This is a genomic window from Halalkalibaculum sp. DA384 (genome assembly GCF_043951955.1).
Classification (GTDB): Bacteria; Bacteroidota; Rhodothermia; order Balneolales; family Balneolaceae; genus JAMQKA01.
Genome location: NZ_JBINJE010000016.1, coordinates 85846 through 97966, shown reverse-complemented (window position 1 = coordinate 97966; position 12121 = coordinate 85846). Strand labels below are relative to the sequence as shown.

Annotated in this window: 9 protein-coding genes; all 9 read left to right on the top strand. The window is 49.9% G+C overall.

What is annotated here, in order from left to right; all coding sequences use genetic code 11:
- Positions 1-498: 498 nt before the first annotated feature.
- The 9 genes from ACG2E4_RS10875 to ACG2E4_RS10835 all read left to right on the top strand — a co-directional run bounded on the left by ACG2E4_RS10875 (position 499) and on the right by ACG2E4_RS10835 (position 12115).
- The gene (locus ACG2E4_RS10875) at positions 499-828 is read left to right on the top strand and encodes a hypothetical protein (protein WP_395276556.1); all 330 of its coding nucleotides are present in this window, start codon (positions 499-501) and stop codon (positions 826-828) included.
- 127 nt (positions 829-955) lie between these two features.
- A complete protein-coding gene (locus ACG2E4_RS10870) occupies positions 956-1468 on the top strand; it encodes a hypothetical protein (RefSeq protein WP_395276555.1) in 513 nt (170 codons plus the stop codon).
- Positions 1469-1563: 95 nt separating this feature from the next.
- Positions 1564-3816 (top strand): TonB-dependent receptor, encoded by a 2253-nt coding sequence (locus tag ACG2E4_RS10865; protein ID WP_395276554.1) that lies wholly within the window; start codon positions 1564-1566, stop codon positions 3814-3816.
- A 257-nt stretch (positions 3817-4073) separates the two neighbouring features.
- Positions 4074-5258: an MFS transporter gene (locus ACG2E4_RS10860; RefSeq protein ID WP_395276557.1), complete on the top strand. Its 1185-nt coding sequence runs from the start codon at positions 4074-4076 to the stop codon at positions 5256-5258.
- 386 nt (positions 5259-5644) lie between these two features.
- On the top strand, positions 5645-6103 hold the full coding sequence (locus ACG2E4_RS10855; protein ID WP_395276553.1) for a methylated-DNA--[protein]-cysteine S-methyltransferase: 459 nt from the start codon (positions 5645-5647) through the stop codon (positions 6101-6103).
- A gap of 285 nt (positions 6104-6388) precedes the next feature.
- A complete protein-coding gene (locus ACG2E4_RS10850) occupies positions 6389-6862 on the top strand; it encodes a hypothetical protein (protein ID WP_395258617.1) in 474 nt (157 codons plus the stop codon).
- A 634-nt stretch (positions 6863-7496) separates the two neighbouring features.
- Positions 7497-7856: a (2Fe-2S) ferredoxin domain-containing protein gene (locus ACG2E4_RS10845; protein WP_395276552.1), complete on the top strand. Its 360-nt coding sequence runs from the start codon at positions 7497-7499 to the stop codon at positions 7854-7856.
- Between the two features lie 146 nt (positions 7857-8002).
- On the top strand, positions 8003-9613 hold the full coding sequence (locus ACG2E4_RS10840; RefSeq protein WP_395276551.1) for a DUF748 domain-containing protein: 1611 nt from the start codon (positions 8003-8005) through the stop codon (positions 9611-9613).
- A 276-nt stretch (positions 9614-9889) separates the two neighbouring features.
- Complete coding sequence (locus ACG2E4_RS10835) at positions 9890-12115, top strand: TonB-dependent receptor domain-containing protein (RefSeq protein ID WP_395276550.1); 2226 nt, start codon at positions 9890-9892, stop codon at positions 12113-12115.
- Positions 12116-12121: the final 6 nt, after the last annotated feature.

Genomic DNA, 12121 nt, shown 5'->3' with positions numbered 1-12121 from the left:
GGCTCATACAGGGCCAAAAACAGCTCCCGGAACGAGGACCGGTCCCCCTCACGAATGCGCCGTACCCATTCGCTTACTCGTTCATCGCAAACATCCAAGATTCCTCCGTTTTTACATTATTACATCCCTTTTCATTGTCATTACAATTCAAAAAAGGGGTACCCTGTAATTTTTTTGGAATTAATTCATACAAAGTCCTTTCCCCGGCGTACAACAGGGCTGGAGGTACATTTGACGAATCTTCAATTGATTAATCAATTGAATTTAGGCCAGTCAACATCTCCTTAACTTCACAGGGAGGACTATTATGCGGCTCGATCATCTCCCCACCAGCGGTTTTGCCTGCACACCAAATAAATGCAATACCTCAATCTTCGATAACTCGCAGACCTTGTGTGGATGGGGAAATTAATATTCTGATACATTTTCATACTTCGCGTTAGCACAACTACGTTAATTATCTTAACTTTACAGCCTAATCTGATTTAAAGACCGCCGATGTATAAGCGTAGACTCAAATTATGTGTCAGCCTCGCCCTGATAGCTTTTATGGCTACCGGGCTTACGATCTCTACGCTTCACTCTCATCACGACCTGGAATGGCACCATCACCACCCGGAGGATTTTGCTGACACCGGGAACTGTATCTCTACCGATACGACTCCCTGTCCGATTTGCGGTTATATATTTAAAACAGATTTGCCGTCCAATACGTCCAGCGGTATCGTACGTTTTTCGTCAGAAGAGTTGACTATTGAAGGCGATTTTGACCCCATCTCTGTATTTGAGGTTGTAAATAAAGGCCGGTCCCCTCCTGTTTTCGGCTGATATATCTTTTTGAAGACAATGAACCGGTTACCACCTGGTACTGCCAATGTTCAGCGACACGTGGCATAGCGGTGAGTATCCCATTGTTGACGAACCATATCCTATTTTACAACCAATTTATAGACCCATGAAAACCACACCATATTTTACACGTTCCCTGTTTACACTGCTTTTTTCCTTTGCCCTGCTAATAACAGCATGTGATAATCCTGCAAGTTCCGATGGCGACAGTGATCATGATGATCACTCCGAGCCATATGGCCTGGAACTAATAATGAATGGTGAAACCGTCATTGAGTACTTTAACGGCCAGGTCACCGGCGACCTCCATATCAATGAAGGTGAAGAGACCGCCCTTATTACTGTTGAATTCCTCAACGAAGAGGGAGAACATATTCATGATGAGGACCTGGATGAGGAGTACAGCCTCGGCTGGAATATTGAGAATGAGAATATTCTGTCGATCGAACAGCATGATGAAGACGGGCGCTGGAGTTTCCATATGCACGGCAAAAGTGCCGGAGCATCCAAAGTGCAGTTTCAGCTGCTGCATGGCGACCATGCCGACTTTGAAACCCCCGCTGTAACACAGGACGAGGCTATAGAAATTCATGTTGACGCCGTAAATCAAAATGAATAGCAGCGGTGGCAGCCAGCTCCATTAGCTCACAGGAATAGTTCACCGGGTAAGGCCTGTTGAACCCTTACCCGGTTATTCCAAAAAATTTACGACCCATGAGATTTTGCACCATCGCGCTTGTACTTTTTTTATTCATCGGTAGCCAAACCGTTGTGGCTTTGCCTGACGAAGAGACCGGTATATTGGCCGGCACTGTCACTGACAGAGATACGGGCGAACCCGTTGCCTTCGCCTATCTACATCTTGAAGAGATAAATCGTACCGTTACAGCCCACAGCGACGGCAGCTTTGAATTTACCAACGTCCCAACCGGCAGCTATACCCTGTCCGTTTATCGTGTCGGGTACCAAACGATCTCCCAAACCGTACGGGTAGCAGAAAACGAAACCACTGAGATAGCGGTTTCCCTGCGACCCACCGTACTGAATTCTGAAGCCGTAGAAGTGATTGCGACCGACGAGCGCGGAACCGGCTCCAGCCTCGAACACGCCTCCAAAACCATCTCTGGAACCGAATTACGGCAGGATCTGGGCACTACGCTGGCCAGCACACTCGATGAGGTGCCCGGGTTTAGTTCACGGACCATGGGTTCAGCGCCGGGTCGACCCGTTGTGCGGGGACTGGGGGGCGAGCGACTGCTGATACTTCAGGACGGTGAGCGTACCGGCGACGTGTCCGGGCAATCTGCCGACCATGCAGTAACAGTTGATCCCATGTCAGCTGAAAAGATTGAGATCGCCCGCGGTCCGGCCGCACTGCAGTACGGATCGAATGCCATCGGCGGCGTAATCAACATTGTTCGCAACCAGATAGCTACAAGCCAGCCCGATCATCTGCACGGTTCCGCCAGCCTGCAGGGTGAATCTGTCAACACCGGGGCTGTTGCGGGACTTGAAGCCAGTGCACCCCTCGGCAAAACCCTCGCCCTGAAGCTGGATGGCAATCTCCGATCTGCCCGAAATACCGCTACTCCCGAGGGCAAACTTGAAAATTCCGGTATTTTATCTACCAATAACGCATTGGGGCTCAGTTACATCCGTCCCTGGGGATATGCCGGGCTTGCCTCCAGCGTATACTTCAACAACTACGGTATTCCCCCAAATCCCGAGGGCGGACATCCCCAAGGGGTCGATATTGAGATGAGGAAATACCAGTCGGAAGCCGGTTCTGAAGTATTTCTCAACAACTCCACCTTCAAATCGATAAAAGCCGATATTTCCTATAAAAATTATTACCATCGGGAAATTGAGGCAAGCGGAGATATAGGAACAGAATTCGGCGTATTAACGGGAAACGCCTCGGTATTTGCCCGTCACGGAACCCTCGCTTTCTTCGACAGCGGGAAAATGGGTCTTTGGGGTGAAGCCAAAAACTATGCAATCCAGGGCGCCCGTACCCCCGACTCCGACTCCTACAGCCTGGCCGGATATATCATCGAGGAAAAAGATGTGGGAGCTCTGCACCTGGAGCTGGGAGCACGGTTCGATTACGTAGAAACCACCCCTGCACAGAGAGATCCCGATTCCCAAATCGGTTTTATACGAGAACGATCCTTCAGTGCACTGGCGAGTTCTGCAACCGCTATATATGACCTGGGTAACGGTTTTTTTACCGGAACCACCTGGATACACTCGTTCCGGGCCCCTTCGCAGGAAGAGCTGTACTCCGAGGGTCCCCACCTGGCTTCCTACTCCTATGAGGTGGGAAATCCCGACCTTGACCCTGAACGCGGGTTGGGCAAAGAGCTTTTTTTCCGGTACAAAACCAGTACCACCACTGCCGAACTCAGCTTTTATCACAACTCCTTCGACAGCTATATATACCCGCGCAATACCGGTCAGCCCAGTGCCCGGTTTCCATCGCTGAATGTTTACCAGTTTACCGGCGTAGACGCGTTATTCCAGGGTGTAGAGGCATCCTCCCAGGTTCAGCTACTGGATTTCTGGGCGCTCTCCGGATCGCTCAGCTATACCCACGCCAGCAGGAAACTAAATAACCAGGAGCCCGGTGCCGAAGCAGGCGCCACCTGGCATCCTCTCCCCATGATCCCCCCTTTCAAAGGGTCGTTGGGCCTTAAGTATGCCAAAGGTGGATTCCAGGTGGGATCCAACCTCCGACTCGCAGCCCGGCAGACCCGGACCGGGGATTTTGAGACCCCTACAGAGGGATACGCCGTAATTGATCTTTTCGGACAATACCGGCTCCAGTCGGGAGCTGTGCTGCACACCTTTTCCCTGAACGCTGAAAACATCCTTGATACCACCTACCGAAAGCACCTGTCCAGGATCAAGGAAATCAGGCCCGAGGCAGGTTTTGGCGTTTCGCTTTTGTACCGAATCTATTTCTAGAATTCATAAGTTGCTGACGGAACGTATCCTGTTCATTTTTCTTTATATTGGCCTGATTAAAGATCCTCCCTGTCAGAAGATCGATTGAACGAGACGTTGAAAGAATCTTTGTGATGTTTTTTTCAGAATTTTTCTGTTTGTTGTTCACCATTTATGTTACTGTAACAAATAGATCTCAACCTGTTTCTTATTCTGTATGGCCTATGTGCACATTGTCACCTGCCAGCCAGGTATATTATAAAATTGACTGAAACCGCATAAAAAACGCTCGTATCACTACCGAAAAACACGTATCCCTCCTTAAAGACAAAAACCTGTATGTCATATTTGGCGTCACCCTTTCAGCCGTCATGGGAGTTGCCAGCATCGCCCCGGCCCTGCCCAAGATGGGGCGTGTGCTCGAGGTTTCCAACCAGCAAATCGGCCTGCTCATTACCATGTTTACCCTCCCGGGCATTTTTCTTACCCCTGTTTTTGGGGTCCTGGCCGACCGGATTGGACGCAAAGCAGTGCTCATTCCCTCTCTTTTCCTGTTTGGAATAAGTGGAACCGCGTGTGCATATGCCACCGATTTCAGCTGGCTGCTCATTCTGCGCTTTCTCCAGGGCATCGGCGGCGCATCACTGGGAGCGCTCAACATAACCCTGATCGGCGACCTCTACTCCGGCAACCAGCGGGCTACAGCCATGGGGTACAACTCCAGCGTGCTGAGTATCGGTACGGCCGCCTACCCCGCGATCGGTGGTGCACTGGCTACCCTGGGCTGGTTTTTCCCATTTTACCTGTCCCTTCTGGCTATTCCTACGGGCCTTTTTGTGCTGATGGTCCTGCAAAACCCGGAACCCAGCAACGGCACCACGCTGACTGAATACCTCAAGAACGTTGCTGGTTCCATTCAGTCAACAAAAGTAATCGGTCTGTTCACTGCAAACTTTCTCACCTTCGTAATGCTGTACGGCGGGTATCTAACCTTTTTCCCGATCCTCATGGATGAACGGTTTGGCAAATCCTCCTTTGTCATCGGTATTATCCTCTCGGGTTCCTCATTCGTGACGGCTCTGACCTCCTCCCAGCTCGGCAAACTTACGGCCCGGTTTTCGGAACCCAACCTGATCCTGACAGCCGCCGTCATCTATATCAGCGTATTTCTCATTATCCCTTTTACAGGCAATATATGGATGCTGCTTATTCCAATTGCTCTTTTTGGAGTTGCGCAGGGGATCAACATACCCAGTGTGCTTACCCTGTTGACGCACCAGGCGCCGACGGAACACCGGGCTGCTTTTCTTTCGGTCAACTGGACCGTAATTCGTGGTGGGCAGGCGTTGGGACCGGTGCTTCTGGGGACCATTTACGGTTTTTGGGACATTACCGGAACATTCCTGTTTACGGCGGGACTGGCCCTATTGTTCGTGGTGATCAGCCTGTTAATGATCAAATAGAGGGTTTTGAAAATCCTAATATCCTCGTTTTGAGGGCGTTGTATTCCCTTTTAAACGATTAAAAAGATCGGTGGCACAACCATCTCCCAACAGAAGAGCAGGTTCTGCAAAAGTCCCAAATAATAAACCATGGAGATTATGAACCACTAAAAACGACAGCCAAAAAGTTTAGTTGTTTTCCAGAGGGGGATATAAAAAATTAAAACCCGGGAGTGTCCGTCCCGGGTTTCATGCTTTAGGTTTCAGCATTTAGGAGTGACTAGTTGACTAACTAGATTAGGGTCTTAGAGAGACAAACTTGAGCGCTTGTTCTATTTATAAGAGTAGTTTCATCACTTACTGTTACAAATTATTTTAATTTTTCTTCTTTTTACCTATTCTGCGACATGATTAGAGATGAATTCCATTCACCGATCGGCACTCTGCATCTGTTTGCGGAAGAAGAATATCTAACTAAGCTGGAATTCGCCGCGGAGACCTCCGGCCGTCATTCATCCCTCCCGGTACTGGAGCTGGCACGGGGTCAACTGCAGGAGTATTTCAATGGCGAACGGTCCCGGTTCGATCTTCCGATCAAACCCGCGGGCACTGGATTTCAGCAGCGGGTCTGGGAAGCGCTTTCCGATATACCGATGGGCAAAACCGTAACATATCGTCAGCTTTCAGACGCACTGGGCAATCCCAATAGCGTTCGTGCGGTGGGCCGCGCCAATGGACAAAATCCGATCCCAATTATTATTCCCTGCCACCGGGTAATTGGCGCCGGGGGAACACTGGTGGGATATTCAGGAGGCATTGAACGAAAGAAATGGCTTCTACAACACGAGGGAGCCCTGCTGATATAAATGGGGCCGATGAAGAGAAGGGCTTTCCCCTGAAATCACATGATCATCCCGTTTTGGTTGGGTAACTCTATCAAAAACAGTATCATGCTACACAAAATTACTTCCAGGGGATAAGATAAAATCGCTATATTAACCAAGAGTTTTGAAAAAGGGTTATTTTGCCCAATACCAGGGTTTCGCCCATTCGTTCAGGCGTTTATCCAGGACTAGCCCGGGTTTCAACACTCTCAGCATAATAGAGACAAACAAGATCATTTATCAATTTAAAACTAATCATTCAAGACTATGAAAAAGATAGCCTCTGTCGCTCTGCTAATTTTTACGTTAACCGTTATCTCGCACACTGCACACGCCCAGAATGACGGTATCGGCCTGGGCGGTATGATCAACGGTCCCACAGGTATTAGCTATAAAGCGTGGCTAAATGAGGATATGGCACTTTCCGGCGGAATGTCGTTCAGTATTGGCGACCTTTCCACATTTTACATGCATACCGATTTTGTGGTCCACGGCAACGGAGAGGGCAACTTAAATTTGGAATCGGGACTTATGCGCCTTTACTACGGGTTTGGCGGCCGCATTGATTACAATGATGTTACCGATGATGTTGATTTCGGTATCCGGTTTCCACTCGGATCAAGCTACCAGTTTGAAGCGGCCCCGGCTGATGTATTTTTTGAGCTGGCACCGACTATACTGTTCAACGATTTCAATTTTGGTCTCAACGGGGCCCTTGGATTTCGTTACTACCTGAATTAACAGTCGAAGAGGAACCAGTTGGTCGCTGTTACCTTGTTTGAGGCGGGGGAGTTTCTGGACTTGTGGCTGCCAGGAATCTAAATTTTATCCACTCCGGCCTGTGGATTTATGAGTCCCCCCCTCGTAAATGCAGCGGAAGTGCCGTTCCGCTATTTGTGACTTGTTATTCGCTATAACAGATACCTAATCTCCGGCAACGGCTTTTTGGTTGTACAAAATGAACAGGGAAAGAGGATGAAGAAGCCCAACAAAAAAGCTGGAGACTATTCTTCACAATGCAGATGTCCCTTTTGGCTTGATACAAAAGGAACTCAACAATCAAGAAGAATTTAACTCCTCGGGGCGGATCGCGTACCGTCCGCTGCTCAGATGAGGTGCCCGTCCCTCGTCAGACAGAAATTTTTCCGGTCTTGGACATGATGCTATACCTCGTTCATACGATCTCCCCTTCGAAATTCATTATTCTTCAATCTATATTCCTCATTCCCCACGCCCTTCGCCAGATAAAAAGTATTGCGGCTGGGACAGCCTTGTGGATCGTCAATATTTACTGTTAATTCCATTGCATTACCTCCGAACTCACTACACTGAAGGAGTTTCACGACCAAATTCACGTTAAGATAAAAATGGTGACATGAGCAAGCAGGCACGGGAAAAAGCGAAAGAGTTAAAAGTTGATTCTATTAAACGGCATATCTTTCTGTGTGCTGATCAAACCAAGCCCAAGTGCTGCAAAAAAGAGATCGGGCTCGAATCGTGGTCATTTTTAAAAGAAAGACTGAAGGAGTTAAACCTGGATGGTAAAGGCGGCATCTATCGCACCAAAGCCAACTGCCTGCGGATATGCAAACGGGGTCCCATCGCCCTGGTCTACCCCGATGGAATCTGGTACCACTCCTGTACCCCCGACGTGCTCGAACGCATTATCCAGGAACACCTCATCAATGGAAAACCGGTCCGGGAGTACATGTTTTTTGAACATCCTCTCCCCTGAAAGAACTGCTCAGTCCCAGGAAATTCTGGCACGCATCCTTTCATCATGTTTGGCAGTTGGACTAATTTAGTAATAACTTCCATCTGACGTGCGTAAGACGGTGATGTCTGTCAACCAACTGTTGAACCACTTTTATATCCTCAGGTATGCCGGAATCGAGTCAATATACCGACCACGGATCGTTCAAATCCTGGATATTTACTGCCGCCGCCTTCCTGATTCTCTTGGCAATTGTGGTTTTGGGAGCACAGCGATACCTGGAGTATTATCTTGAAAAGCAGATGAAGGAAATAGCCGGCAGCCGATATGTACTTCAAATGGACGATTTACATGTCAACCTTTTGAGCCGGGACGTAACGGTATCAGGAATAATCTTGCGCCCCGCTTCGCCGTCAGATGACTCGGCACATTTTGCTCCAACTCGAGTTCACGCTATACACCTCGATAATGTTGGACTCCTCCCTTACCTGCGGAACGGAATGTTTAGAATTGAAGACATTTCGATTGACCGGCCTTCCATAAACCTGAGAGGCCGTGTTCGCCGCCCAGACTCCACCGAAAAAAAATGGTTAACCGAATTGTCTAACCACCGGCTGCCTCCCATCCAGGTACAGCATTTCGGCATTACAGATGCCAGCATACAGCTGCGGCACCCGGCAGACAGCTCTATCGAGACCGCTGTAAAACAGCTCGATATACAGCTTGACCAAGTCACCCTCGATTCCTCGACAGCGGCCAATCCCCCTTTTATCCGGTACCGGTCGTTGCATATCAGTGCCCAACAACTGCAAAGCCAAACTCCGGAAAATTTTTATACTTTCAGCCTGGATAGCCTGTACATCTCCAGCAGCGATTCCTCCCTCACCATGAACTCGCTTGCTGTTACCCCCCGTTATCCCAGGTACACATTTGCGGAGCATCATGGATTTGAAACCGACCGTATCGACCTGGAAATATCCCGAATCGACATTGTGAAACCGGATCTTTCAACAATTTTCAGGAACAAGCTGCAGGCACAACATGTGCTGGTTAATGGCGCCAAAATGGAGATATTCCACGACAAGCGGATGCCCTTTCCTGCAAAGCCGCATCGCCCCCTTCCCCATCAGGCCCTCGACACCCTTTCAACGGGAATCGCAATCGATACGGTTTCAATCCTTGATTCATGGATAACATATTCCGAACATCAGCCGGAGGCCTCCAGGGCCGGCACCATCACATTCGGAGATCTATCAGCGTCGATCACCGGCCTTGCAAATCAGGCTTCTCTCAGAACCAGCCGGGAAGCCATAGAATTGTCAGCCCAAACCAGCATCATGGATGCCGCTCCCCTGCATCTCCGGGCCACCTTTCCCCTGGATCAACCCAACCGCCATACCCTTGAAGGAACCCTGGGAAAAATGGAGATGGACGAACTAAACCCTGTCCTGGAGCCCCTGGCATTTGCGAGAATCACTTCCGGCAGAATCGATTCCATGCGGTTCGCAATGGAACTGGCCCCGGACTCAGCTACCGGTTCTGTTATCATGGCTTATAATGGACTCAACATACAGATGCTTGACCGCGAGGATATTGAAACGGGTGCCAGCAACGAGCTTCTCTCCCTCCTGGCCAATACGCTGAAAATAAAATCTGACAACGACCGGCTTCCCCTCCGGGAAGGGACTGTATCGTTTGAGCGGGATCCTCAAAAATCGATCTTCCACTACTGGTGGAAATCCCTGCTGAGCGGATTGAGGAACAGCATCGGACTCTAGGCCTCTACCGCCAGCCGACTGGCAGGCATTACCTCCCGCAACTCTGTCAAAAAATCCCCAAACGGAGGAAAACTTCTTCTGCCCCTGATCAATCAATCTTCTGTGATAAATGCAGCCAGGCTCTTGCATAACCTGATATTTTCCTGCCCACGTTTACAAAGAACCAACCGGGTACCAACAACAGATATCGTTTGAATAAAAATATTTTTAGCTTTGACTAAAATTAAATATTGCCTTAACTTTATTCTAACTAATCGCGGCTAATGCAGGTACAAAATGGTACGAATACTGGTTATACTTCTTTTCACTATTCCGTTATCAATATATGGGCAATCCGGGTCCGGCACTATCAAAGGACAGATCTCCAGTGAAGGAGAGCCCGTAACAGGAGCCAATGTTGCCATTCCTGAAACTCAGCAGGGAGCAGCCTCGGACGAGCTGGGTAACTTTCTCATCCGGAATGTGAGTCCGGGAACCTATACCCTTGTGGTCTCGGCCGTCGGGTACCAGGAATACAAGCAGGAGTTAGTTCTCGGTGCTTCGGAGGTCATTACGGTCGATATCCAGCTGGAACCAAAGACGGAGCAGTTTGAAGAGGTCGTCGTTACCGGAACCATGCGAAAAACGTATGTCAAGGAATCACCGGTAAAGGTGGCTGTGGTCACGCCGCAGCGGTTGCAGCAGGGAAAAACAAGCTCCAACATCATGGATCTTATCAATACCGTGAACGGCCTGTCAACGCAGCTCAACTGTGGAGTTTGCGGCACCAATGCGATCCGAATAAACGGCGTGGAGGGTCCGAATACGGCTGTGCTTATCGACGGGATGCCTATTATGGGTGCCCTGGCATCTGTATACGGACTTAATGGCATCAGTCCCACCATCATCGACCAGGTTGAAGTCATAAAAGGCCCGCAGTCCACGCTTTATGGCACCCAGGCACTTGGCGGCGTAGTGAATATTATTACGAAAAATCCGGCTGTCACACCTCCCTTTTCGGCTGACCTTTATGTCAAAAGCACCGAGGAGGGGAACATAAACCTGGCCGTATCCCCAACAGTTGGACGCTTCAAAGGCTTTATAAGTGGAAATGCGCTGCGGATGGAGAACTATTTTGACAAAAATGACGACCAGTTCAATGATGTGGCCAAAAATTCGAGGCTCTCTCTTTTTGGAAAAGGCACGCTAGAAGGAGCCGATGGAGAGGAGCGACTCAACCTGGCCACAAAACTATATAACGAGAATCGAACGGGCGGTGTCAAGGCCTATTCCGATAAACTGCGCGGTTCCGACCAGGTTTACGGGGAATCGATCTACACACGGCGGGCAGAATTACTGGTCGACTATCGCCCACCGGGACTGAATCAGCGCCTGCAGTTCAATGGCGCCCTGACCCATCACGACCAGGACAGCTATTACGGGACCGAACATTATGATGCCCGCCAGGAGATCATCTATGGGCAGGCTACATGGAGCCAGCCGCTCTCTGACGATCTGCACCTTCTGGCAGGCGGTACCCTCCGTTATGAGTCCTACGATGACAATACGCCTGCCACAACGGGAGGAGCCGAGCGCCGTTTTATTCCCGGAATCTTTGCCCAAAGCGAGCTATCGCTGGGTCGCCTTACCCTGCTTGGTGGAATCCGCTTTGATCATCAGCGGGAACATGGAGTTGTCACCGCTCCCCGGCTCTCGGCCAAGTATGCTCTTTCGGAGCAAACCACCTTCCGTGCCAGCGGGGGCACCGGATTTCGCGTAGTGAATGTCTTTACAGAAGATCATGCCGCACTGACCGGATCGCGTGAGGTCGTCTTTACCGAAGACCTTGACCCGGAACGTTCGCGGAGTGTTACGGCCAGTGCCGAACATATCATTTCGTTTGGTGCCAATCCCATGACCCTTGGGATGGATCTTTTCCATACCCGCTTTTCGAACAAAATTATCCCCGACTATGACCAGGATCCCAACCTGATTGTGTATGAAAACCTGGATGGCTTTTCGGTCACCCGCGGCTTCTCGGTTGATGCCGACCAAAATTTTACCGCATTCCCTTTCAGCTACAACATAAGTTTTACCCTCATGGATGTCTTTACGGAAGAAAACGGGCAGCGCCAGTCCCTGACGTATGCCCCCGACTACACCGGAACGTTTGGCGCCACGTACACCTTGCGAAAGCTCGATCTGTCGATAGGGTATACGGGCAGCCTCGTGGGTCCCAAGCGCATGCCAGACAGCTACGTCGAAAATTTCGGACGCGATCGCTGGTCGCCCGCTTACACCACCCACGACCTGAAGTTCACCAAAGAGTTTAGCAATGTAAACAGCCGCAACGGAATCGGCGTTGAGGGCTACCTTTCGATAGAAAATATATTCGATTTCAGGCAGGGCAGCCCCCTAGTGGACGCCGCCCGCCCGTTCGGACCACAGTTTGACACGATCTACACCTGGGGCCCGCTCGTTGGACGCACCTTTTCCCTTGGGATACGTCTCAACCTGAGATAAAGGGCA